Consider the following 24,498-nt stretch of genomic DNA (forward strand, 5'->3'; position numbering starts at 1 on the left):
CATGAGCCAGTTGCAGCCGGTTCGCGGCACGCATGACCTGATTGGTGATACCGCGCGCCGCCACGCCCATGTGGTGGATACGGCGCGTGAGATCACACGTCGCTATGGCTACGAAGAGTGGTCGACGCCGATTTTCGAGGATACGCGCGTGTTTTCCCGCACGCTTGGCGATACCTCGGATGTCGTGACCAAGGAAATGTACACTTTCGAGGATCGCGGCGGCGACAGCCTGACCCTGCGCCCCGAGGGTACAGCGGCAATCTGCCGCGCCTTCGTGACCAACGGTCTGACGCAGGCCCTGCCGCAGCGCGTCTTCTATAACGGGCCGATGTTTCGCTATGAGCGCCCGCAGAAGGGGCGCTTCCGCCAGTTCCATCAGATAGGGGCCGAGCTTCTCGGCGCCACTGATCCGCTGATGGATGCCGAAACCATCGCTATGGCGCACGCCATACTCAAGGCGCTGGGTCTGGGCGATGCCGTTACGCTCGAAATCAATACGCTGGGTGATCTTGATAGTCGGCAGGCCTGGCGAGAGGCCCTTGTGGCCTATTTCAAGGCTCATGAGGGCGCGCTTTCGGATGAGAGCCGCGCCCGCCTTGAAGCCAATCCGCTGCGTATTCTCGACAGCAAATCGCCGCAGGATCGGGCGCTTCTTGAAAACGCTCCGAAATTCGGCGCCTATCTGAACGAGGTATCGCGGGTTTTCTGGGATGATCTGCGTCGCAAGCTCGATCTGTTTGGCGTCGGTTTTGTCGAGAACCCGCATATCGTGCGCGGGCTCGATTATTACAGCCATACGGCCTTCGAGTTCGTCACTGATCGTCTGGGCGCGCAAGGCACTGTTCTGGCTGGCGGGCGCTATGAGGGGCTGGTCGCGCAGATGGGCGGTCCTGCCACGCCTGCTATCGGCTGGGCAGGCGGAATCGAACGTCTGGCGCTGCTTATCGAGGCTGCTCCAGTTCAGCCGCGTCCTGTGGTGGTGCTCCCCACCGGTGAGGCAACGCTTGCTGCCGCTATCACAGCCGCACAAACCCTCCGCAATGCAGGTTTGGCTGCCGAGATCGAGACCCGTTCCTCGCTGAAAAAGCGTATGGAACGCGTGGTCAAGTCTGGCGCGGCTCATATGGTATTGGTGGGCGAGGACGAGCTTGCACGTGGTGCAGTGACCGTGCGTGATCTGGGCAAGCGTGAACAGACCGAGATTGCGCTTGACGCCCTCGCGGATCATTTCCTGAAAGCACAGTAATCGTGGCATTGGACGACAGGCTGGAGCGTATTGTCGCCCGGTCGGATGAACTGCAAGCCCTCATGTCGAGTGGCGAGATACAGGGTGAGGAATTCGTGCGGGCCTCGCGCGAGTTTGCCGAACTCGAACCCGTCGTGTCATCCATCCTTGCCTATCGTCGTGCGGAAAGCGCCCATAAGGACGCTCAGGCCATGCTGGACGATCCTGAGATGCGTGAACTCGCGCAAGGCGAGATCATGGAGATCGAGGGGCAGCTGGAGGGGCTGCACCAGCAGGTACGGCTTGCGCTGCTGCCGCGTGACGAGGCTGATGAACGCAGTGCCATTCTCGAAATTCGCCCGGCGGCGGGTGGAGACGAGGCAGCGCTTTTCGCGGCCGAGCTTTTCGGAGCCTATAAACGGTTTTCGGATCTGCATGGCTGGCGCTTCGAGGTCATGGAATATGACGAGAGCGACCTGTCGGGCCTTCGTGAAGGCGTTGCGACCATTTCGGGGCGATCGGTATTTGCCCGCCTGAAATACGAGTCCGGCGTGCATCGTGTGCAGCGCGTTCCGGCCACCGAAAGTCAGGGCCGTATCCATACCTCCACCGTCACTGTGGCGATCATGCCCGAGGCGGAAGAGGTGGATGTGGCCATTGATGAAGGTGATCTGCGTATCGACGTCTATCGCGCTTCAGGTGCGGGTGGGCAGCACGTCAACAAGACCGAGAGTGCGGTGCGTATCACCCACATGCCCAGCGGCATTGTGGTGGCCATGCAGGAAGAGAAGAGCCAGCACAAGAACAAGGCCAAAGCCATGAAGATCCTTCGGGCGCGCCTTTATGAAATGCAGCGCGCCCAGGCGCATGCCAGCCGTGCGGCCGATCGCAAATCCCAGGTTGGCACCGGAGATCGCTCGGAGCGCATCCGGACCTATAATTTCCCCCAGGGCCGGGTGACGGATCATCGCATCAACCTCACCCTGCATAAGATTGATCGGGTCATGCTGGGCGAGTTTGACGAGATTGTTGATGCCTTGACGCAGGAAGAGCAGACAGCCCTTCTGGCGGCGGAAGGGCTCAACTGAAGCAAGAGAGACGCTGGTAGCAGCGTCAGCTTACAGGCGAAGCGCAGATATCGGCGTGACCGGGGTGATGTTTGGCAATCTCGGGATCATTCGGCTCGCGCAGGAAAAAATCGGTGAAGTTTTCATCGCCCAGGGCGAGCAGGTGATGCCCCTCTGGGTGATGAAGCGTTCCCTGACTGCTGACCTGATGGGTTTCCGATCGTCCTTCGGCATTGATGACCGTGATCTGACCGCAAAGGGCATAGTCGTGATTGACGCGGCCAAGAGGAATTTCGATCTTTTTTGTCAGGCTGGGCGTCTTGTCATCGAGGCGGAAGGTCGCGGCGAGTGACCCGTCGATATAGAGGCGTGAAACTTCAGACACCTCTATGGGCGCGCGGTCATCGGTAACAGTGAAGCTCTCGGCCAGTGCGATGGTCGGGCTTAGCATGACGAAGACGGTCAGCAGGGGCATGATTTTTTTCATCCCCGTATCATAAGCCGTTTCAGGAGTAGGCAGTGAGCGGTAATCCATCCCCTCTCAAACAAGTTCTTGATGAGACCGCCAGGCGGCTGGACAGCGCCGGGATCGAGGCGGCACGGATGGAGGCGCGTCGGCTAGTATGCTGGGCGCTTGGCTGTGACGCCTCTGCACTCCTAACACGAGACCTCATACCAGCTTCTGCAATGGCCAGACTGGAATCGGGCGTCACGCGCCGTTGCGCGCGGGTGCCGATGGCGCTGATCGAGGGAGGGACCGGGTTCTGGAACCTGACGTTGGAGGTGTCGTCCCACACGCTCATCCCGCGCGGTGACAGCGAGACGTTGATCGAGGCCTTGCTCGATCTGAGACCCGACCGGGACAAGCCGCAGCACTTGCTGGACCTAGGCACAGGTACCGGATGTCTGCTTCTGGCGGTACTGAGTGAATACACGGCCTCTTTTGGCATCGGGGTGGATCTATCACCGGACGCTGCCGCCTTGGCACAGCGCAACGCCAGCAGGAACGGGTTGGTGCAACGTAGCGCCTTTCTGGCTGGCAGCTGGACCGATGCACTGACGGGTCGTTTCGATATCATCCTTAGCAACCCGCCTTATATTCCAGCGGCCGATATTGCCGGATTGATGCCAGAGGTGCGCGATCATGAGCCTGTGCGCGCTTTGGTAGGCGGCGATGACGGGCTCGAGGCCTATCGGGCGATCATGCTTCAGATGTCGCGCCATCTCTCACCGGGTGGGGTGCTCGTTCTGGAGATCGGGCAAGGACAAGAGGACGATGTCGCGGCGCTTGGGGCAGAGCAGGGACTATTGCTGCGTGAGGCAAGGCGAGACCTCGGCGGGATCATTCGTGCTCTTTGCTTCGAGCATGTCTGATTACTCTCGCGGGCTTGCAGGAAAAACCATTGGCAGTGTGCGCCAAACTTGCTAGCTTACGCTGATCGGTCTGTTAAGCTCACCGGTGTATTCATCGGCAGAACATACCGTTTTCCGCGATTTCGCAATGATCCTTGTGATCAGGCTGTGCGGAGTAGGGGCCTGATCCTGTAATCCGGCCTGCAAGAGACAAACCAAGGGTCATTCATTCCCTGCAATCGCGCCGTATCCGAGCTCTGCCGGGTCGGGATTGCGAATACGAAAGTGCTACGCGGACCCATGAATATGAAACGTATGAGAAGCCGTCACCACCGTCCGAGCGGTGGCGGGTCGCGTCATTCAAATGGCCAGACGCCCCTGAACCGTAACCACGTGTTCGACAGCAATGGCCCCGATATGCGTGTGCGCGGTACGGCCCAGCAGCTTTTCGAGAAGTATCTGCAGCTTGGTCGCGACGCGACTGGCACGGGTGACCGTATTCTCGCAGAAGCCTATTTCCAGCATGCCGAGCATTATTTCCGTATTCTCAACGCCATGACCCAGGCAGCGCAGCAAAGCCAGATGGAGCGCCAGGAGCGTCACCAGCAGCGTGCTCGCGCCCAGCAGGATCATGACGACCGTCGTCAGGGCGATGATTCGGGTGCCGAGGGCGAGACTGAAGAAGTGGTTGAGGAAACGGCCGAGTAATCCCGGCTCGATCCGTCTAGAACAGGCCCCTGAACCTTTCGGGCAGGGGCCATAAACGATCGCCCGACAGACTCAGGTCTATAGGGTAGGGGTCATGGGCCCGTTCCAGTGCCTCGCGGTTGATCCGCTCCCGCCATGCACGCAAGGCGGCGTCATCGCTTTCGAGTGTTGCCGCTTCTTCCGGCAAGCCCGCCATGGAGGTCAGCATGGCCTTCCAGGCGTCATCTCCCATACGTTGATGGCTCCCCGCATTGTCGCTGCACCAGGGTTGGGCACGGGTGCGACGCAGTCGGTCCAGTCCGGCATCCAGATCACTGTAGCGCAGATGAAACAGCATCAGAGCCGGATCGGGGCTGGGGAGGCTCTCCTCTATGCTGTGAAAGCCTGGGGACCATGTCACGGGGGATCTGATCAGGCACGGTTTGCACATCGCGGCTGAGAAGCGCAGCAGATGGCGTTGCTCCGAAAGGGGGCGTGTGAAGTCGGCCGCGGGCTCACTGTCGGCCTTGTGCAGGACATCGAACCCTGTTGCAGTCAGACACGGGGCCTGACGGGCTTCTGACAAGGACACGAGAGAGCCAAAACAGGCAGGATCTGCCACGATCATCTCGTCGACATCGCAATACAGAACCGCATCATACCATTCGAGCAGTCCGGCGCAGATAGCGCTGATTGCGCGCGCACGTCTGGCATCATCTTGCGCAGAACGCGGGATTTGCAGGCGATTGGCACCGATCGATGTTGTAGAGCCGTCATCTGACCCATGATCGATCACGTAGCAGCACTGAGGGCCGACCATAGTGCCATAATGGCGCAGCCAGACCGGCAGAAAAACCGGTTCGTTATAAACCATCGTAACCGCTGCGAGTGGCGCTTTCATAAGCGTCATTTAGGCAGGAAGCGGATGGATGTCCATGTGGGGAATTACCGGTCGGATGGTAGCGGCGGACGGATTTGAACCGCCGACCAAGGGATTATGATTCCCCTGCTCTACCGCTGAGCTACGCCGCCATCGCGACCGGTGGGCGTGGAATTAAAAGGGTTGGGCGGATGTGTCAACACTCTGCCGAGAGGTTTTTGCGCCGATCGTGTTTTTACCCGATGGGCAGTCTGTGGCATGGTATGCCAACGGGTTGCCCCACGGTGCCGGGGCAGCTGGCTCGGCGCTCCTCATCCCTCTCAAGGATCTGGATATCCACTTTGAAGCAGCAGTTTCTAAGCTCTCTTTTCGCCCTGCGCGCTTACTTCGACTGGCTGCCTGCGCAGCTTGTCTCCATTCTCATGCTTGTCGTGCTGGCTACCGTGGCGTTTTATGCCAGCAAGCTCGTCTCGGTCATTATCCTGCGTATCTTTGGCCACCGTGAAGAGGCGGTGCTCCGCAAGATCATCCTGGCCATGCGTCGCCCGGTGCGTGTGATGGTTGTGCTGGCGGTTCTGCTCTCGGCTCTGCCTGCTGCCTCGGGATTCACCTGGGAGACGACACAGCTTCTGCAAAAGCTGCTTCTCTTCATTGGCATCCTGATGGTGGGTTACGCGGCCATTGTCGCCTTCCGCATCATGACTGAGGCCTATCTTCAGAAAATCACGGCGCGGGATCATGTCGATGACATCATGATCCGTACCCACCAGACGCAGATCAGGGTCTTGCGGCGCCTGACAGAAATTCTGGTGGGTATTGTAACGGTCGCCACAGCGCTGATGACTTTCGATTCGGTCCGTCAGTATGGCGTCTCTCTGTTTGCCTCGGCCGGTGCAGCTTCGCTGATCGTTGGCCTGTCAGCGCGTGGCCTTCTGACGAATCTGCTTGCCGGTGTGCAGATTGCCATCACCCAGCCCATTCGAATGGAAGACCTGATCATCATCAATGGTGACTGGGCATGGGTGGAGGAGATTACCTCGACCTATGTTGTGCTGCGCGTTTGGGATTGGCGGCGACATATCGTGCCCATCTCCTATTTTCTCGAGAACCGCTTCGAGAACTGGACCCACAACTCTGCTGCCATCATTGGGGTGGTTTTTCTGTACGTGGATTACGAAGCGCCCATCGAGACGATCCGGGGCTTTCTAGCGGAGATCATCAAGACCTGTCCGCTTTGGGACGGGAAGGTGTTTGATTGTCAGGTCGCGGACTGCGATGCGCAGACACTGAAGATCCGTATCATCGCCAGTGCGCGCAATGCGCTGCAAAGCTGGGATCTGCGCTGTGATATCCGCGAGAAGATCATTCTGCGCATGAGAGCGGAGTGCCCCGAGGCGCTGCCTCGCTCGCGCTTTGCGATGGTGCCGCCGCGTCCGGGTGAGGAGGCCTGGCCCAGCGCCGATGCCATATCGCCACCCATCGACCGCCCACCACCGGGCTCATATATGGGGCCTGGCAGCGTCACGCCCCGGGGAGGTGCAGACCTGTCATGAAAAGGACCCGCGGCCAGGCTTTAACGCTCTGCCAGTAATACTCGAAAATCGTCATTGAACTCACTCCTCGATGCTGCACACATACGTTGAACACGGCAGGGTTGTGGCAAATGTTTCACGTAACTGTCATGTTTTTGTGAGGGAAACGTTACCGTCCCGCAAAAAGTGACGTTGAGACCGGATTTCGCCCGGTCCACAAGGCAAGGACACCAGCAGATTGACTACCTATATCGTCGCCTATGAGCGTTTGCCGGGTCAGGACTACGCAGCGCTTGAACAGAAGCTGGCGAGCTTCAGCGAGGGATTTCACGAAATCGATAATTTCTGGCTTATCGGGTCAAACCTGATCATCGCCGATCTGCGCGATGTACTGGCAAAGCTATTGCCTGAGGGGGCCAAATTGATGGTCATGAAATACGTGCCCCATGACAGCATGGAGATGGGTGCCGCCGCATGGCACGGCTTCTCTCTCACGCAGGAAGGCTGGCTGGCTCAGAACCTGTGAGGATACCTCCCGGCCCAGAAAGCAGGGCCGGGGGAGCTGGAGTGCCGCGGAGTTACTGGCGGGTGGCAGCGTCCAGATAGCGGGCGTAGAGCGCGCCAATGGCCGCAGAGGCAAGTCGTGCCGTTGCATCGTCGGCGCGGCTTGTCAGCAGAACGGGCACCTTGGCCCCCATGACAATTCCCGAGGTTGCGGACTTGCCAAGGAAAGCAAGGCTTTTCACAAGGATATTTCCCGATTCCAGATCGGGGGCTATCAGGATCTGGGCGCGGCCTGCCACGTCCGAGGCAATTCCCTTGATTCTGGCCGAATCGCCGCTGACCGCGACATCCATGGCCAGCGGGCCATCGAGTATGCCTCCAGTGATTTCCTTGCGGTCCGCCATCTTGCACAGGCTTGCGGCATCCAGCGTGCCCTGAATCTTGGTGTTGATGGTTTCGACGGCGGAGAGCAGCGCAACGCGCGGTGTGCCGAGGCCAAGCGCATGGTGCAGATCAATGGCGTTCTGAACGATGTCACGCTTGGTCACCAGATCTGGCGCAATGTTGATGGCCGCGTCTGAAACAAGCAGCAGTTCGGGGTAATCGGGCACATTGATGCAAAAGACGTGGCTCATGCGGCGCTTTGTGCGAAGGCCGCTTTCCTGTTTGATGACGCCCGCCATGAACGTGTCGGTATGAAGGCTGCCTTTGGTGAGACCTTGCGCCTCTCCTGCATGAACAAGGGCGATGGCGTGCTTGACTGCGGCGGCCTCATCATCAGCCTGTTCGATGCGCATCCCGGCGATATCAAGCCCGGCCTCCCTGGCCGTCTTTTCGATCTGTGCCCGATCGCCCACCAGAAGCGGGATGATGATTCCGTGGCGGGCGGCTTCGACGGCACCCCCCAGCGCGTGGCTGCTGCAGGGCCAGACGATGGCATAAGGCACGGGGCCAAGTGCTGACGCCTTGGCTACAAGCGCGCGCATCAAAGCGTGCTGCGCCGGGAAAACACTCTCTAGCGTTATGTCGGGAGTTCTGGTTTCACTGTAAGGGGCGTAGCTGGACATGGGCCGTTCAAACTCCGTAGCCAATCAGATCCGCCTTAGCAGCGTCCATGACACAATTGAGTTGCGTCATCGCGCTGCGGCGGTGTGGCCTCGTCTGATCGACAGGATTGCGAGCAAACCGCGAGAAATGGGTCCGCCGCCTCAGGTTCCCCGTCGTCTTGCGAGGTAAGACAACGGTCTAGCGCATGTCATACGGTCTGGCTCGAGACATAGCGTTATCGTCTGGGCAATCGCGATCAGGTTTTCTTGAGTGATCGAACGATCCGGCGCTCTACAGAGAGCAGGGGGCGTTGCCTGATTTGAAAATCCTGCTTGCTTATCCCAGTGCGCTTGAGCCAGCGCCTGCGCTCAGACGCTTGAATGGCCACTCTGGGCCAGACGCTTCAACTGCGTCTGGTTTGGCCAATAGGGCTGCCTGCGCTGAGATTGCTGCGATATGAATTCAAGGCAAGGCGCACGAACATCATCAGTATGCCCGCCGCAAACAGCACTTCGCCAAACAGGTCCAGACTATCAGTCAATGACGAGAAGTTGGGCATCCCCAATGACGCGAGCAGGGATGATGCAGCCCATGTGATGAGTGCGGCCAAAACAACGAGTGAACTTTTCAGCATGGGACCTGCTTATGAGATGTTATTATTTTTAACAAAGGACGTCTCCACTATTTAACGAAGTTTGACGATGAATCTGCAAGCCTTTTCATCACGGCAAAGATTAAATCTTTACGTCATATGGCCGAGATCCCTGACCTCGAACGCTTCCCGCGCCAGAATTCTCTGTCACCCATCCAAGTTTCGTGACGAGTTGCGCGAACGTCTTCAACGAATGGGTCTTTGCGAATTTGAAATGTTAACCTAAGATTGACGACCGCAGACGTTCGGGTGCCGCCAGCGATCGAGCAGCCAATACAGAGTGCCTCGATTGCGCATCTTTACTGCCGTGACGCGGTCGGAGCGATGATCACATGATGGTGAGTGGAACGGGTTTATGTGGAACCCGTTCAGTTTCTGGCTCGCGAAACATGATTAATGTTGGGTCATGATGGCGCCATACTGCCGTCACGTTCAGCGCACCAGCGACCTGTTGCTCGCTTGGAACTAGACGCTTTCCATTGTCGATGGGCTTGATCGGGTGGCACGAAGGAAGGCGCTGATTTCGTTGTGGGATGAAAGAACCAAGCGCGCTCGCTCCGGGCGGCTTTGCAACAGACCTGACATTGGCGACCAGACCGAGCGTAGCTCTGCGCGGTGTTTCGACAGGATAACCAGAAGATAGAGGTGTCCACTGATTCTGTTGATGTTGGGAAATATCGGTGTGTAGCCCTTGAACGCTGATATCCCGTCTCTGGGGGATGCCCGGTTCAGTTGTGCTTGTCGCGATTGATCGTCGTGGGTCTGTCCAAGCGCTCTCCCCAATACACCTTTCTTTAGAGCCTCGGGGAATAAGCGCCCCCTCTAAGCCGCGGCGCGAGCTGAGGCCGCGGTCAGTTCGCCTGTGGAGATGGTCGTGCGGCGTGTCAGACATAGGCAGACGTGCCGAATTATACGCTTATGATCAGGACGCAGCATGGGCAGGATGGTGCGAGTGCAGCCTGCGCGTTGCGGCAAGAGCTCTGGACCATCAGGACACTGATCGTTCAAGTGTGCGAGCCAAAATCATAAATTTTGGGGGATTATCGACGGACCGGATGGTGGGCGCAACAGGGATTGAACCTGTGACCCCTACCATGTCAAGGTAGTGCTCTACCGCTGAGCTATGCGCCCATCCGGTCCGTGAGCGGGGTTTTAGCGGGCGTTGACGGGGCTGGCAAGATGGGTTTTCTAAAAAAAACACCGTAGCGGAAAAAAAATGATCCAGAGCGCGTCGTGGGAGCCAGAGCTCTGTCTTTCCAACAGTTTTTCGCTTCATGATGTGGCCGCGCCCGTGGCGCCACTCATTTTGGCGTCGCCCCATTCCGGTCGTGCTTATCCTCAAAGCTTTCTAAGTCAGACCCGCCTGGATCTTATCTCCCTGCGCCGCAGTGAAGATGCGTATGTCGATCTGCTGTTCGAGGCCTCCCCCTCACGGGGGATACCGCTGCTCTGCGCCCAGTTTCCCCGGGCCTATTGCGATGCAAACCGCTACGCTTGGGAGCTCGATCCCGGCATGTTTCGCGAGCGTCTGCCCGAGGGAAGCCTGACAAACACAGCCAAGGTGCGCAGTGGGCTCGGTATGATGGCGCGTATCGCGGGGCCAGGGCGGGGGATCTACCGTTATCAGTTGCCGGTGTCCGAGGCGTCGCAGCGAATCGCGTCGTGCTGGTTGCCCTACCACGAGGCGCTGGAGGGCATGATCGAACGATGCAAAAGCCGGTTCGGGACCTGCGTCCTGCTGGACCTCCACTCGATGCCGACCATTCCCCACCTCCGTCTGCCGGACATTATTCTCGGCGACCTGCATGGCACGAGTTGTGCACCTGAAATTGTCGAGGGGGTCGCGCATCGGTTGGGTGCGCAGGGGTTTTCGGTTGGCCGGAACCGGCCTTATGCCGGAGGGTACATTACAGAGCGCTATGGCACGCCTGATCGGCAGGTCCATGTGATCCAGGTCGAAATCAGCCGTCGGCTCTACCTTGATGAGCCCACCATACGTCCATCCCCGGACTTCGCGTCGCTCAGAGCTCGGTTGGAAAATGCACTCTCGGGGATCATTGAGCTTGCCGGCGCGTTCAGGACGTATCGCAAACCATGTGATAATCGTTGTATCGGATGATCAACTCCGGCTGATCCGGCCCCTGGGGGCTCGATTGATGCTATCAAGCTGTGTTTGAAGAGCGTTCGCACTCCTTGCTGGCCTCGCGGGCTCGCTTGGATGCGCCCGATACGTCCTCACAAGACTGGAAGAGCTGCCTCATGTCCCAGACCTGCCAAGAGCGCCCCGATATCGTCCTGATCGGTGCCGGTGTCATGAGCGCGAGTTTCGCAGCCCTCATCCGGTCGCTTGACCCAAGCCTGACGATCAGTGTTTTCGAGGCGCTCGATTTATGCGCCAAGGAAAGTTCCGAAGCATGGAATAATGCCGGAACGGGCCATGCTGCGTATTGCGAGCTGAACTACACCACGCGTCGCCCCGATGGCAGCATTGACATGGCCAAGGCGCTGGACGTGAACACGGAATTCGATCTGTCCCGCCAGCTTTGGGCGCATCTGGTTGAGAAAGGCTGGATCACCGATCCGTCGTCGTTCATCCGGCGTTGTCCGCATATGAGCTTCGTGCGCGGCGAGGAGAATGTTGCCTTCCTGCGCGCGCGGTACGAGACCATGGTGCGCCATCACTGCTTCGACACCATGGCCTATAGCGAGGATGCGGCCCAGATAGCGGAGTGGGCGCCGCTGATGATGGCGCGACGTCGTCCCGGCGAAACGCTGGCAGCCACACGTGTGGAACAGGGTACCGATGTCGATTTCGGCACGCTGACACGCACCCTTTTCAATAATCTTCGCAACGAGCCGGGCATCGATGTTCATTACCGCCACAAGGTGACCGCGCTTGACCGCGAGGGGCGCGGGACAAGCAGCAACCCGCGCTGGCGTGTCAGTGTGCAGAATACCGAGACGGGTGAGACGCGCACGGTCTCGGCCGGATTCGTCTTTGTCGGGGCAGGGGGGGCTGCGCTCGAACTGCTCAAGGGTGCCGATCTGCCCGAGGCGCATGGTTATGCGGGCTTCCCGGTAAGTGGTCTGTTCCTGCACGCTGATAATCTTGACCTGTGCCAGCGTCACACGGCGAAGGTTTATGGCAAGGCCGCCGTGGGCTCTCCCCCCATGTCTGTGCCGCATCTGGATACGCGCATTATCAACGGGCGGCCCTATCTGCTGTTTGGCCCCTATGCCGGGTTCACGACCAAATTCCTCAAATCCGGCCGCTGGACGGATCTGCCACGCTCGATCACGACTGACAATGCGCGCGCCATGTTCGACGTGATGGTCGATAACCGCGACCTCGTGCGGTATCTCATCGGGCAGGTTCTCCAAAAACCCTCTTCGCGCTTCGCAGCACTGCAGGATTTCTACCCGTCAGCCCGACAACATGACTGGCGCGTCGCCGTGGCTGGGCAGCGTGTACAGATCATCAAGCGCGAGAACGGGCGTGGGACACTCAAATTCGGCACGGAAGTGTTGAGCACGCAGGACCACAGCCTCGCCGCGGTTCTTGGGGCCTCTCCCGGCGCTTCCATTGCAGCTTCTGTAGCCCTGAAGGTGGTCCAGCAGAATTTCGCTTCCCGCCTGCCGGAATGGCGCACGCGCCTGGAGGCCATCATACCGAGTTATGGTCTTGATCTGCGCAAGGATGAATCCGCCTGCCGCCGGATACGCGAACAGACGGGACGTGTGCTTGGGATCTGAAGCAAGAATGTGCCCCGGGCGTACCTTTGTGCAAGGCACGCCTCTGCCCCCAGTCAGTCGAACTCAGGTTGTGGTGACGTAGCATCCAGCCAGGATTGCAGCGTGTAGGCTGCGGCCATTTTATCCACCACTTCCGCCCGGCGTTTGCGTGTCATATCGGCCTCCTGAATAAGGAAGCGATTGACCGCGCTGGAAGAAAGCCGCTCATCCCAGCAGCAGCCCGGCAAATCGAGCCGGGTTGAGAGCTCCGTCATCCAGTCCTGTGCGGAGCGGGCCGCTGGGCCGAATGATCCATCGAGCGAGAGCGGTAGCCCGCATATCAGCCCCCCGATGCCTTCCTTGCGCACAATACGACCGATCTCTTCGGCGGTCTCGCCGAATTTGCGGCGCTTCAGGCTCAGATAGGGCGAGGCGAGCATGAGCGTCACATCGCTCAGGGCCAGCCCGATTGTCTTCTGGCCGGGATCGAGCCCGAGTAGCCGGGAGCCGGGGGGGAGGGCATCGCGCAGGGCGTATGGATTGAACAGACTCATGGGAAGGCGTTATGATCTCGCAAAATTCTGGACCGTCGGGATTATCCGCTCACTTTCAGGAAAGTCGATCCTTTATGTCGTTGGAAACGCGCACAGTCAGGCGCATAGCAAAACTGGCCAGAATTGGCCTGAGTGATCAGGAATGTGAAGCCATGCGCCAGGAGCTGAGTGGCATCCTGGGCTGGGTCGAGCAACTGAACGAAGTCGACATTACCGATGTGCCCCCAATGATCGGCACCGGTCTGGCCATGCCGCGCCTGCGTGAAGACGCTGTGACCGATGGCGACAAGCGCGACGCTGTGCTGTCCAACGCGCCCGACTCTGTCGGTCCCTATTTTACTGTACCCAAGGTTGTTGAGTGATGCATGATCTGACCCTCGCCTCTGCGCGAAAGGCTCTCAGGGAGCGTCGCCTGTCTGCCGTCGAACTGACCGATCACTTTCTGAACGCGATCGACAAGCTTGACGGTGAAATCAACAGCTTTGTTACCGTTACAGCAGATCAAGCCCGCGCGTCGGCTCGTGCGGCCGATGCCCTGCTGGCCACGGGCAATGCGCCCTCACTTTGTGGCTTGCCTCTAGGTATCAAGGATCTGTTCTGCACCAATGGTGTGCGCACCACGGCTTCGAGCGATATCCTACGCAATTTCGTGCCACCCTATGAAAGCACGGTCACATCAAACCTGCTGGCCGACGGGGCGATCTTCGTTGGCAAGACCAATCTCGACGAGTTCGCGATGGGGTCGACCAACATGACGTCGGCTTTTGGCCCGGTGGTCAATCCGTGGCGCCGCAAGGGCTCTGATGACAAGCTGGTTCCCGGTGGGTCTTCCGGCGGGTCTGCTGCTGCCGTTGCCGCTGGCCTTGTGCTCGGCACGACGGGCACGGATACGGGTGGTTCCATTCGTCAGCCCGCAGCCTATTGCGGTATTACGGGCATCAAGCCGACCTATGGGCGCTGCTCGCGCTTTGGCACGATTGCCTTTGCCAGCTCGCTTGATCAGGCCGGGCCTATGGCACGCACGATGGAAGATTGCGCCATCATGCTGGAATCCATGGCCGGGTTCGATGCGAAGGACAGCACCTCTGTCGATCGCCCTGTGCCGCGTTACGAGGATGCGCTCGAGCGTGGTGTAAAGGGCCTTAAGGTTGGTATTCCGCGCGAGTATCGCCCGGATACGCTGCCAGCGGACATCCAGGCCCTGTGGGATCAGGGTATCGCATGGCTGCGTGATGCAGGCGCCGAGATTGTCGATGTCTCGCTTCCTCACACGAAATACGGCCTGCCGACCTATTATATCGTGGCGCTGGCCGAAGCGTCCTCGAACCTGGCACGCTATGACGGTGTCCGTTTCGGCGAGCGCGTTGACGCTGGTACACTCGATGAACTTTACGAAGCCACGCGTCATGCTGGTTTTGGTGAGGAGGTCCGCCGTCGTATCCTCATGGGCACCTATGTGCTCTCTTCTGGCTATTACGACGCGTATTACCTGCGTGCGCAGAAGGTACGTACGCTCATTCAGCGCGACTTCCTCAAGGCGTTCGAGAACGTCGATGTGCTGTTGACACCAACCGCGCCTTCGGCAGCTTTTGCTCATTCTGAGCGTCCGACCGATCCGGTGCAGATTTATCTGAACGACATCTTCACCGTGCCAGCCAGCATGGCGGGCGTGCCTGCGCTGTCTCTGCCGGCCGGACTGGACCATGACGGTCTGCCGCTCGGCTTGCAGCTGATCGGCCGCTATTTCGAGGAAGAGACATTGTTCGCCGCCGGGCGTGTCATGGAAAAGGCAGCGGGCTTCACGCACAGGCCTGCTTTGCATGCGGGAGCAATCGCATGAGCGGCTATATCATTGAAGGCACAACAGGCCCCTGGGAGATCGTGGTCGGGCTCGAAGTCCATGCTCAGGTCATCAGCCATGCCAAGCTGTTCTCTGGTGCCTCGGCCGAATATGGCGGCGAGCCCAACACCCATGTCAGCCTGATCGACGCAGGCTTTCCTGGCATGCTGCCGGTCATCAACCAGGAATGTGTGGCTCAGGCCGTACGGACAGGGCTGGGGCTGAATGCGCAGATCCATCTGATGAGCCGGTTTGATCGCAAGAACTATTTCTATGCTGATCTGCCGCAGGGTTACCAGATTAGCCAGTTTGCTCATCCGATTGTAGGTGAGGGGAAGGTCGAGATCGAACTCGCCGATGGCTCTGTGCGCCATATCGGTGTCACGCGCCTGCATCTCGAGCAGGACGCCGGCAAGTCGATGCACGATCAGGACCCTACGCGCTCTTTCATTGACCTGAACCGTGCCGGCGTGGCGCTCATGGAAATTGTGAGCGAGCCCGATATCCGTTCGCCGGAAGAGGCAGGGGCGTATCTGCGCAAGCTGCGCCAGATTCTGCGTTATCTGGGCACTTGTGACGGCAACATGGAAGAAGGCTCGATGCGTGCCGATGTGAACGTCTCGGTACGCAAAGCGGGCGAGGAATATCGCACGCGTTGCGAGATCAAGAACGTGAACTCGATCCGCTATGTCATGCAGGCGATCGAAGTCGAGGCGGCACGACAGGTCGAGATCTGGGAAGCCGGTGGCACAGTCGATCAGGAAACACGACTGTTCGATCACGTTCGCAGCGAGACGCGCTCGCTTCGTTCCAAGGAAGACGCGCATGATTATCGCTACTTCCCCGATCCGGATCTTCTGCCGCTTCTTATCGAGCGTGACTGGGTTGAAAGCCTGCGCGCCGCTCTTCCGGAACTGCCCGAGGCCAAGCGCGAGCGCCTGGAAAAAACCTATGGCATTTCACGCTATGAGTCGGGTGTTCTGACGGTAGAGCAGGGGATTGCCGATTTTTACGAGACCGTGGCCAAGGGCAGTGACCCGCGCCTGGCGGTCACCTGGATGCTGGGTGATTTCTTCGCAGCACTAAACCGGACGGGTGCGACGATCGAAACAAGCCCGGTCAAGGCTGAGGGGCTCATGGAGCTTCTGGCGCTGATCACGGATTCGACGATCAACGGCAAGATCGCGAAGGAAGTGCTTGAGGACATGTTCGAGACCGGTGATTCGGCTTCGGTCATCGTCGAGCGCAAGGGGCTGCGTCAGGTTACCGACACCGGGGCTATCGAAGCCGAGATTCGCGGCATCCTTCAGACCCATGCCGACAAGCTCGCAGAATACAAGAGCGGCAAGGATAAGCTGTTCGGATTCTTTGTCGGGCAGACCATGAAAGCCATGAAGGGCAAGGCCAATCCGGCCATGGTGAACGAGCTGCTGGTCAAGCTGCTCGCAGAGTAAAAAATCTGCCGAAGGGGGGTTTGACGTGAAGAGCAAATCCCCCTAGAAGCAGTTCTGCAAACGCCGTGAAAACTGCGTCCCTCTAGGCGGAGGGGTGGCCGAGAGGCTGAAGGCGGCGGTTTGCTAAACCGTTGTACGGTGTCAAGCCGTACCGTGGGTTCGAATCCCATCCCCTCCGCCACTTTTTCCTAAGTTCTCAAATCCGATATCGCGTTATTGCTTGGCCTATGCTTGGCAACATCGCGCATATTTAAACAAAGATGTTCTGTGTGGGGAGTGAGGAATATACGCATGTCCGAATCATACTGGTTTTCAAAACTGCCGATCGTTTGACCGGCGGATTTGAAGATTTTTTTGGTATTTTCAGTAAACAGTAAATAAATTCGATAATTGAAAGATATATATTGGCCGATATCAAGGCTGTGCTCGTCCGTCTTTGGTATCGCGCACGTCGAGCTTTCATGTGATTTGCTGCGGTAACGGTTCAGGTTAGAGCGAAGATGGAGAGAGTTTTCCGGTATCGGGTGGCATCGTCGCTCTGTGCTTCGGGATGCGCCCAACGATTTTTCGCTTGGTGACGGTATCAATGGGTTCATTTCAAGCAGAAAAGGGGTGGCCTGCTTCAATGGGGCGGAGTAACCGGTCGCAAGTCTCATCTATGCGCATACTAATGAAACTGAATTAAGTCTTATTTTTGGTCTTGGGCTCAGTACCCAATGATTTGAATGCGGAAATCTCATTCAGGCTTTGTAAGGGGACTGAAGATGAGCGATCTGCTTTGGCTGACAGAAGAACAGATGGAGCGTCTGCGACCTTTCTTCCCCAAGAGCCACGGCAAGCCTCGTGTCAATGACCGCCGTGTGCCGAGCGGCATCATTTTTGTGAACCGTAATGGCTTACGCTGGCGTGATGCGCCCCGGGAGTACGGTCCATACAAAACGCTGTACAGCCGCTGGCAGCGCTGGGGCGATATGGGCATTTTTATGCGGATGACGGATGGCCTGTCTGCTGCGAAAGCCTAGCCTCGGACCATTATGATTGACGCGACCTATCTCAAGGCACACCGTACGGCCTCAAGTGGGGCTAAAAAAGGGTCCAAGCCCTCTCATTGGACGGACAAAAGGTGGCAAGAATACGAAGCTGCATGCGATTACGGATCAGAATGGACGACCGCTGAGCTTCTTTATGACGGAGGGACAGGTCAGCGACTATACCGGTACCGCTGCCTCGCTGGGCAGTCTTACTGCAGAGCACTGGATTTTGAGAGATCGCGGGTATGACGTCGACTGGTTCAGAGCGGCTTGGAAGAAAAAGGTCTAAAGCCCTGTATTCTAGGACGAAAATCTCGCGGAAGACCGGCTAAGTACGATAAGAGAAAATATAAACGCTACAATCGCATCGAGGTTATGTTCGGAAGACTTAAGGACTGGCGGCAGGTCGCAACCCGCTACGATAGATGCCCGACCGTTGTCTTCTCAGCCATCTGCCCCGCCGCAATCGTCATGTTCCGGCTACGTGTCCTGAGCCCATACATACTCGCGCAATATTGCGTCTGCTTACGGATCAGCCGCAATGTTTAATTGCTGGCTCTCTTTGCTTGGCATTTTCTTTCGATACGCGCTGGAAAATAAACAGCCATCGGTCGATCCAACGTCGGGCATTCGCCGAGTGGAGGAGAGAGGGGAGGGCTCGCGCACCTGGTCCTAGCAAGAGATTGCCCAATACGAGGCATTCTGGCCGGTTGGCTCCCAACAACGGCTTGCGTTCGCGCTAATGCTCTATACTGGGCAGCGCCGATCGGATGCGGTAAAAATGGGACCGAACGATATCCGCGATAGCTTCCTGGACGTGATCCAGCAAAAGACCGGTGCGCGGCGTTCGGTCGCGATCCATCCAACCTTGGCCGATATCATCGCAATAGGGCCATTCACGAGCGGCACATACCTGCAAAATCAGGCCGGGCATGAGGCATCGTCAAACGGTCTTGGCAACCAGTTCTGGACGTGAGCGGATGTGGGGGGATTTCGGGTCATGGCTTGCAAAAAGCGGCGGCCCGGAGACTTGCTGAAGCAGGCTGTACACTACACCAGATAGCCGCATCACGCGTCATAAAACCCCGTCAGAAATCGAGCGCTACACCCGCGTCGTTGCCGAGAAAAAGCTGGATGCAGAAGTAGTGAAGCGTATGGGAATTATAAAACGCACGAGGGGAGGCTTCTACAACTCTCCAAGAATGCCTGATTTCTGGGATTTTTAGGAAAATATGGAGGTCCGGGCGGGAATCGAACCCACGTACGCGGATTTGCAGTCCGCTGCATCACCATTCTGCCACCGGACCGGCTGGTGTGTGAGCTATATCTCTTCAAGAGCTCTTCCGGTCAAGGGGGTATGCGCATCGTAATCGAGAAATAAGAAGAAATTTCCGAATGCCTCTGGATATGGCATATGAGGCCTCAAGCGCGCCTCAGTATCAGCGCATGAATAATGTCATCACGCCGTTGCAGCGTTGTCGTCAATCGAAAGGCCATCCATGAAAACGGATCAATTAAAAGCCTATACTTCGCTCAGTGTCGGTCTGATCGCGCTCCTGAACAGTACGACGGCACTTGCGCAAACCTATGACGGCAAAGGCTCGCCTGAATTTATCCCGCATACGCTGCAAGAAGCGCTGGCGACGGCTTATTTGACTAATCCGACACTGCGGCAGGAGCGCGCCAGATTGCGCGCCACCGACGAGCAGGTACCTTCAGCACTCGCAGGGTGGAGGCCGCAGATACAGGGTCAGGCGGCTCTCACTTACTATCAAGGCGCGAATATCTATGGTGCTCAGGGTCCACAGCCAGGTTCAAGCTTTGGCACGCCTGCTTATAGTAGGTCATACTCGACCCCTGGATATCAGGGTGGTGTGACGATCACCGAAAATATTTATACGGGTGGCAAGACAACGGCGCAGACACACCAAGCCGTCAACACTGTTCTTGCAGAGCGTGCGCAGCTGATAGAAACCGAGCAGCAAGTCTTCAACGACGTGGTGAATGTCTATCTGGGCGTAATCCGCAGCGAGCAGATCCTCCAGATCAATATCAATAACGAGCACGTCCTTGAGGAGCAGCTGAAGGCGACGCAGGACCGTTTCCAGCAGGGCGAGATCACGCGTACCGATGTCGCTCAGGCACAGGCTGCTTTGGCAACGGCTAAGGCAACACGCCAGCAAAGTGAGGGAACGTTACGAGCAGCGCAGGCGACATATCTTCAGATCGTCGGCGTTCCTCCTGCGCCGAATCTGGTCGCACCCCAGCCTTTGGCGCTGCCGGTTAAAGCGGAGAAGGACGTTGTTGCCGAGGCGACCCGCAACAACCCTCAAATCATCAATGCTCTGTTCATTGAAGCGCAGCAGAAAGATAATTTCTCTGTACAGCTGGCCCAGATCCTCCCGAAGATCTCTGCAACGCTTGGATACTCATATATCAAAAACCAAGGCTACGGAAAAATGGTCACCGACAATAAGTACGGTATGATCAATTTCAACGTACCTATCTATCAGGGCGGATCGGAATACGCTGCAGTGCGACAGGCACGACAGCAATATCTGGCGGCGCGCAGAGCGACCGAGATTGCCCGGCGTTCAGCAGCCCAGGATGCCTCCTCCAACTGGCAGCAATTCCGCGCATACAACGATTCGATCACGAGCAACCGTACGGCCATTGCAGCCAACGTCATCGCGCTCGATGGTGTCGAGCGTCAGGCCATCGTTGGCACCAGCTCTACGCTGGAAGTGCTTCAGCAGCAGCAGACCCTTCTTCAGGCTCAGACGGCTCTCGTGCAGAATCTGGCGGGGCTCGTGCAGTCGTCCTATGCTGTGGCTGCGGCGATGGGGCGCCTGACAGCTGTCGATCTCAAACTCGACGTGCCGCTCTACGATGAAAAAGCCTACTACAAAGCCGTCAAGGATCGCTTGTGGGGCATCAATGACTATGCTGTTAGCCAACCTGGACGATAATCTGGCAATCATGGGGTCATAATCGGGCGAGGCTTCATGTCCTGCTCAGGCCGAGAATCCCTGTCATTTCCAGAATCCGGGTACGCTGATTGAAACGAGGGGTTTGGCGAGGCACAGTGTAAACTGTAAAGTGCTGTCATTGGACGTTCGATTCATATCCGGCCCGTCAGGTACGCGGATATGGCAAGACAGGTGACAGGAAGACAATGCTCGAAAAGACCTTTGACCCAGCGGCATGTGAAGCCCGCCTCTATGCCCAGTGGGAGGCAGAAGGTCTTTTTGCAGCGCATCCTGAAAAAGGGGGCGACGCTTTTTCGATCATGTTTCCGCCGCCGAATGTCACCGGCACGCTGCATTTCGGTCATGCGCTCGATTTCGTCCTTCAGGATATCCTGATCCGCTGGAAGCGCCTCGAAGGCTGTAATGTCCTCTGGCAGCCCGGCACAGATCACGCCGGCATTGCCACGCAGATGGTTGTCGAACGCGTGCTCGACAAGGAAGGCGTCAGCCGCAAGGAGATGGGGCGCGAAAAATTCCTTGAACGCGTCTGGGCCTGGAAAGAGCAATCCGGCGGCCAGATCATCGAGCAATTGCGTACGCTCGGTGCTTCGGCCGACTGGGAGCGCGAGCGCTTTACCATGGATGAGGGCCTGTCACGCGCCGTGCGCGACGTCTTTGTCACCCTGCATCAGCAGGGCCTGATCTTCCGTGCCAAGCGTCTGGTTAACTGGGACCCGGCGTTCCGCTCCGCCATTTCCGATCTCGAGGTCGAGAACAAGGAGACCAAGGGCTCCATGTGGTATCTGCGCTACCCGGTCGAGGGTGGCGGGACCATTGTCGTGGGTACCACGCGCCCCGAGACCATGCTTGGCGATACCGCCGTCGCCGTCCATCCGGAAGACGAGCGTTATACCGCGCTGATTGGCAAGTTCGTGACGTTGCCGCTCACGGGCCGTCGCATTCCTATCGTGGCCGATACTTACTCCGATCCGGAGAAAGGGAGCGGCGCGGTCAAGATCACACCCGGACATGACTTCAACGATTTCGAGGTCGGCAAGCGGCATGATCTGCCCATGCCGAGCATCCTGGACGAGGCAGCAGCAATCTGGCTGGATGAAATCGCGTCCGAGTTGCAGGAGATCGAGGGGCTTTCCTCTATCGACTTCGTGCGGTCGCTCGAAGGGATGGACCGTCTTGAAGCGCGCAAGCGTATCGTGGAGGAACTGGAACGTCTCGAGCATATCGAGAAAATCGAACCGCATACGCTTCAGGTGCCCTACGCCGAACGCGGCGGCGCCATTGTCGAGCCGCGCCTGACCGAACAGTGGTATTGCGACGCGGCAACCCTTGCTCAGCCTGCCATCAAGGCGGTTGAGGAGGGGCGCATCCGCTTCGAGCCCCAGCAATGGGAGAACACCTATTTCGCCTGGATGCGTGACATCCAGCCCTGGTGCATCAGCCGTCAGCTCTGGTGGGGGCATCGTATCCCGGCGTGGTACGGCCCGGAGGGAAGCGTGTTTGTGGCACGCAGCGAGGAAGAGGCCCTTGCTCAGGCACGTGCGCAGTTCGGCGATGATGTCAGCCTGACACGTGACGAGGACGTGCTGGACACCTGGTTCAGCTCGGCGCTCTGGCCTTTCACAACGCTCGGCTGGCCAGACAAGACGGCGGAACTCGCGCGTTATTATCCGACGAGTGTGCTCGTCACCGGATTTGACATCATCTTCTTCTGGGTCGCCCGGATGATGATGATGGGCCTGCACTTCATGGATGACGTGCCATTCAGCACGGTCCTGATTCATGGGTTGGTGCGTGACGAGCGCGGCCAGAAGATGTCCAAGAGCAAGGGCAATGGCCTCGATCCGCTCGACCTCGTGGCCGAGTTCGGCGCAGATGCGACACGTATGGCAATCTGTGCCCTGACGGGTCCGGGGCGCGATATCAAGTTCGGCCGCAAGCGCGTGGAAGATTACCGCACCTTCATCACCAAGATCTGGAATGCAGCGCGCTTTTGCGAGATGAACGGCGTCAAGCCTGTGAGCGGCTTCGACCCGGCCAGCGTGCAGAGCGTGCTCGGACGCTGGATCCTCGATGAAGCATCGAAAGCCGTTGCGAGTGCCAAGGCAGCGCTCGACGCCTATCGTTTCGACGAGTTCGCGGGCACATGCTACCGCTTTGTCTGGAACGTGTTCTGCGACTGGTTCCTTGAACTCGCAAAGCCTGCCTTTGCCGCGGAGAACACGCCGGAGCAGGATGAAATCCGTGCGGTCGCCGCCCATGTTCTCGGCGCTATCCTGCAGATGATGCATCCCGTCATCCCGTTCGTGACGGAAGAGCTCTGGCAATCCTTCGGGTTTGGCGGGAGTGTGGCACAGTCCGCCTGGCCGACCCTCGTTCCGCCGCAGGGAGCCGAAATCGCGTCTCATGAGATGGACTGGGTGATCCGTCTTATCAGTGAGATTCGTACCCTGCGTTCGGAGATGAACATCCCGCCGGCGCAGATGGTGCCTGTGTTGCTGCGTGATGCCACCCCAGAAACGCTGGAACGTGCCGAGCGCTGGGCCACGGTGATCGGGCGCATGGCGCGCGTAACATCGGTCTCCGCTCTGGCGGGCGAGCCCCCCAAGGCAGCCGCGCTGACGGTAATCGATGAGGCAACACTCGTCCTTCCGCTGGAAGGACTTATCGATATCGGGGCTGAAATCCAGCGTCTGGAAAAGGAAATCGATCGTCTGGCCAAGGAAATCGACAAGGTCGAACGCAAGCTGGGCAATGCCGATTTCGTGGCGCGTGCCAAGCCGGAGGTGGTCGAGGAGAATCGCGAGCGTCTGGCGAGTTTCACCCATGATCGCGAGCGCCTCCAGGCTGCGCTGGCACGGCTTGCCGGGGCCTGATCCCTCAAGCGTCACGCAGAGTGGCCGACGCGCTCTGCGCGATGACCCCCGCCTGTCCAACGTACCGTTCATGACAGGCAGGGAGGGTGATACCATGTTGGGGCAAGGGCCCAATTGGGTTTCGCCCAAGCCCGTTCCCTCCAGAATCGAGCACGTTATGCGAGAGATTCGCAGTTGCGTGAGGATACTTCAGCGCATAGAGCGAGATGGCTCCGCCTTTGCGGCGGCCTGACTACTCTGGGGGCGTACCCGTGCTGTCTCATCTCAAACGCCTCATATCGCGGCGGATAAAAAGGGGGACATCACCTCGTGATGACCGCCCCGAGTTGCCAGAAACGATCTGCGCTATTCGTGAGGCGGCTCATCAGGGGCATGTTGCTGCTCAGGTTCAGTGGGGCGATATCCTGCTTGAGAGTATCTACCTTCCGTCAGACCCGGTCCGGGCGAGACAATGGTACGGTATCGCCGCCTCCTCAGGCTATGGCCCGGCTCATAATATGCTCGGGCGCTGCCATCATTTCGGCTGGGGTGGCCCGGTCGATTTGCCCGCGGCTGCGACGCATTACGGAATCGCCGCCGCAAAGGGCGATCTCTGGGGCAACTATAATCTTGCAATCATGACCATGCGTGGCATCGGGATCACGGCCGATCTGCCGCGCGCGCTCGCCCTGTTCCGCACCGGGGCGGAAGCCGGGCATCCCAAATCGATGAATCTTCTCGCCCGTTTCATCGAGGAGGGGTGGCACACACCGCGGGACCCCGCCACAGCGCTTGTCTGGTATCGCCGAGCAGCAGAAGCAGGAGATTATCGAGGGCAGCATAATTACGCGACGGCACTTCTCGCCCTCGGAAAGCAGATGGAGGCGCTGGACTGGTGGGAGAAAGCGCTGGCTGATGCGACAACGGATGTGCTGCTCGCCATGCAAAAGAGGCTTCGCGCACTGGATGACCCGCGTGCGCGCGACCTTCTGCCTCGAGTCCACACCAGACTGGCGCTTCTCGGTGTGACGACGTCACCCGGCGGCGGATGACATGATGTGTCGCAGATAAGCAACACAAAGACATAAACACGCATGA

19 protein-coding genes, 4 tRNA genes and 1 pseudogene are annotated in these 24,498 nt (G+C 58.4%); 17 read left to right on the forward strand and 7 right to left on the reverse strand.

Translation table 11 applies throughout. The features are described 5' to 3' along the window. Position 1: 1 nt before the first annotated feature. Both hisS and prfA read left to right on the forward strand, forming a co-directional pair. A complete protein-coding gene (hisS, locus tag P5689_RS13780) occupies positions 2–1,246 on the forward strand; it encodes a histidine--tRNA ligase (RefSeq protein WP_023977435.1) in 1,245 nt (414 codons plus the stop codon). A 2-nt stretch (positions 1,247–1,248) separates the two neighbouring features. Next, positions 1,249–2,313: a peptide chain release factor 1 gene (gene prfA / locus P5689_RS13785; protein WP_023977434.1), complete on the forward strand. Its 1,065-nt coding sequence runs from the start codon at positions 1,249–1,251 to the stop codon at positions 2,311–2,313. Positions 2,314–2,338: 25 nt separating this feature from the next. On the opposite strand, the gene P5689_RS13790 is transcribed toward prfA, so the two are convergent. Then, positions 2,339–2,767, reverse strand: coding sequence for a hypothetical protein (locus P5689_RS13790; protein ID WP_240993539.1), 429 nt, complete (start codon positions 2,765–2,767; stop codon positions 2,339–2,341). Positions 2,768–2,811: 44 nt separating this feature from the next. Between P5689_RS13790 and prmC the strand changes: the two genes are divergently transcribed. After that, positions 2,812–3,666, forward strand: coding sequence for a peptide chain release factor N(5)-glutamine methyltransferase (gene prmC / locus P5689_RS13795; protein WP_285533590.1), 855 nt, complete (start codon positions 2,812–2,814; stop codon positions 3,664–3,666). 285 nt (positions 3,667–3,951) lie between these two features. Further along, the gene (locus tag P5689_RS13800; RefSeq protein WP_235075365.1) at positions 3,952–4,353 is read left to right on the forward strand and encodes a DUF4167 domain-containing protein; all 402 of its coding nucleotides are present in this window, start codon (positions 3,952–3,954) and stop codon (positions 4,351–4,353) included. Positions 4,354–4,369: 16 nt separating this feature from the next. Here the strand turns inward: P5689_RS13800 and P5689_RS13805 are convergent, their stop codons facing one another. Together P5689_RS13805 and P5689_RS13810 are read right to left on the reverse strand one after the other, a co-directional pair. After that, positions 4,370–5,233: a glycosyltransferase family 2 protein gene (locus P5689_RS13805; protein WP_285533592.1), complete on the reverse strand. Its 864-nt coding sequence runs from the start codon at positions 5,231–5,233 to the stop codon at positions 4,370–4,372. A gap of 56 nt (positions 5,234–5,289) precedes the next feature. After that, positions 5,290–5,364 (reverse strand) — tRNA-Met (locus P5689_RS13810). A 189-nt stretch (positions 5,365–5,553) separates the two neighbouring features. Here P5689_RS13810 and P5689_RS13815 point away from each other — a divergent pair. Beyond that, positions 5,554–6,765, forward strand: a complete 1,212-nt coding sequence (locus P5689_RS13815) for a mechanosensitive ion channel family protein (protein ID WP_023977429.1) — start codon at positions 5,554–5,556, stop codon at positions 6,763–6,765. A gap of 217 nt (positions 6,766–6,982) precedes the next feature. Beyond that, entirely contained in the window at positions 6,983–7,270 is a 288-nt protein-coding gene (locus tag P5689_RS13820; RefSeq protein WP_023977428.1) for a hypothetical protein, read from the forward strand. Positions 7,271–7,322: 52 nt separating this feature from the next. Here P5689_RS13820 and P5689_RS13825 read toward each other — a convergent pair whose 3' ends face one another. After that, positions 7,323–8,315, reverse strand: a complete 993-nt coding sequence (locus P5689_RS13825) for a bifunctional enoyl-CoA hydratase/phosphate acetyltransferase (protein WP_081866775.1) — start codon at positions 8,313–8,315, stop codon at positions 7,323–7,325. A gap of 1,688 nt (positions 8,316–10,003) precedes the next feature. After that, positions 10,004–10,078 (reverse strand) — tRNA-Val (locus tag P5689_RS13830). Between the two features lie 85 nt (positions 10,079–10,163). Here P5689_RS13830 and P5689_RS13835 point away from each other — a divergent pair. Both P5689_RS13835 and mqo read left to right on the forward strand, forming a co-directional pair. Continuing rightward, on the forward strand, positions 10,164–11,066 hold the full coding sequence (locus P5689_RS13835; protein ID WP_285533594.1) for an N-formylglutamate amidohydrolase: 903 nt from the start codon (positions 10,164–10,166) through the stop codon (positions 11,064–11,066). Positions 11,067–11,206: 140 nt separating this feature from the next. Continuing rightward, positions 11,207–12,700, forward strand: a complete 1,494-nt coding sequence (gene mqo, locus P5689_RS13840; protein WP_285533595.1) for a malate dehydrogenase (quinone) — start codon at positions 11,207–11,209, stop codon at positions 12,698–12,700. Positions 12,701–12,753: 53 nt separating this feature from the next. Here the strand turns inward: mqo and ruvX are convergent, their stop codons facing one another. Next, entirely contained in the window at positions 12,754–13,233 is a 480-nt protein-coding gene (gene ruvX, locus P5689_RS13845) for a Holliday junction resolvase RuvX (protein WP_023977423.1), read from the reverse strand. A gap of 74 nt (positions 13,234–13,307) precedes the next feature. Between ruvX and gatC the strand changes: the two genes are divergently transcribed. From gatC to P5689_RS13875, 6 genes and pseudogenes are all read left to right on the forward strand, one after another. Continuing rightward, positions 13,308–13,595, forward strand: coding sequence for an Asp-tRNA(Asn)/Glu-tRNA(Gln) amidotransferase subunit GatC (gene gatC, locus P5689_RS13850; RefSeq protein ID WP_023977422.1), 288 nt, complete (start codon positions 13,308–13,310; stop codon positions 13,593–13,595). Further along, the gene (gene gatA, locus P5689_RS13855; RefSeq protein WP_031239913.1) at positions 13,595–15,073 is read left to right on the forward strand and encodes an Asp-tRNA(Asn)/Glu-tRNA(Gln) amidotransferase subunit GatA; all 1,479 of its coding nucleotides are present in this window, start codon (positions 13,595–13,597) and stop codon (positions 15,071–15,073) included. Before gatC ends, gatA begins: the two co-directional genes overlap by 1 nt. Further along, a complete protein-coding gene (gene gatB, locus P5689_RS13860; protein WP_023977420.1) occupies positions 15,070–16,527 on the forward strand; it encodes an Asp-tRNA(Asn)/Glu-tRNA(Gln) amidotransferase subunit GatB in 1,458 nt (485 codons plus the stop codon). Before gatA ends, gatB begins: the two co-directional genes overlap by 4 nt. Positions 16,528–16,615: 88 nt before the next feature. After that, a tRNA-Ser gene (locus P5689_RS13865) sits at positions 16,616–16,708 on the forward strand. Between the two features lie 583 nt (positions 16,709–17,291). Further along, positions 17,292–18,041, forward strand: a pseudogene (locus P5689_RS13870) (IS5 family transposase); the annotation flags it as partial. A gap of 298 nt (positions 18,042–18,339) precedes the next feature. Next, on the forward strand, positions 18,340–18,534 hold the full coding sequence (locus P5689_RS13875; protein WP_023977419.1) for a hypothetical protein: 195 nt from the start codon (positions 18,340–18,342) through the stop codon (positions 18,532–18,534). A 257-nt stretch (positions 18,535–18,791) separates the two neighbouring features. Here P5689_RS13875 and P5689_RS13880 read toward each other — a convergent pair. Further along, positions 18,792–18,865: transfer RNA gene (locus tag P5689_RS13880), tRNA-Cys, on the reverse strand. Positions 18,866–19,057: 192 nt separating this feature from the next. On the opposite strand from P5689_RS13880, the gene P5689_RS13885 reads away from it, so the two are divergent. The 3 genes from P5689_RS13885 to P5689_RS13895 all read left to right on the forward strand — a co-directional run bounded on the left by P5689_RS13885 (position 19,058) and on the right by P5689_RS13895 (position 24,452). Beyond that, complete coding sequence (locus P5689_RS13885) at positions 19,058–20,527, forward strand: TolC family outer membrane protein (protein WP_023977418.1); 1,470 nt, start codon at positions 19,058–19,060, stop codon at positions 20,525–20,527. Between the two features lie 206 nt (positions 20,528–20,733). Continuing rightward, positions 20,734–23,421: a valine--tRNA ligase gene (locus P5689_RS13890; RefSeq protein WP_285533598.1), complete on the forward strand. Its 2,688-nt coding sequence runs from the start codon at positions 20,734–20,736 to the stop codon at positions 23,419–23,421. Between the two features lie 326 nt (positions 23,422–23,747). Beyond that, on the forward strand, positions 23,748–24,452 hold the full coding sequence (locus P5689_RS13895; RefSeq protein ID WP_285533599.1) for a tetratricopeptide repeat protein: 705 nt from the start codon (positions 23,748–23,750) through the stop codon (positions 24,450–24,452). Positions 24,453–24,498 lie beyond the last annotated feature (46 nt).

Source organism: Asaia sp. HumB (assembly GCF_030263835.1).
GTDB classification, from domain to species: domain Bacteria; phylum Pseudomonadota; class Alphaproteobacteria; order Acetobacterales; family Acetobacteraceae; genus Asaia; species Asaia bogorensis.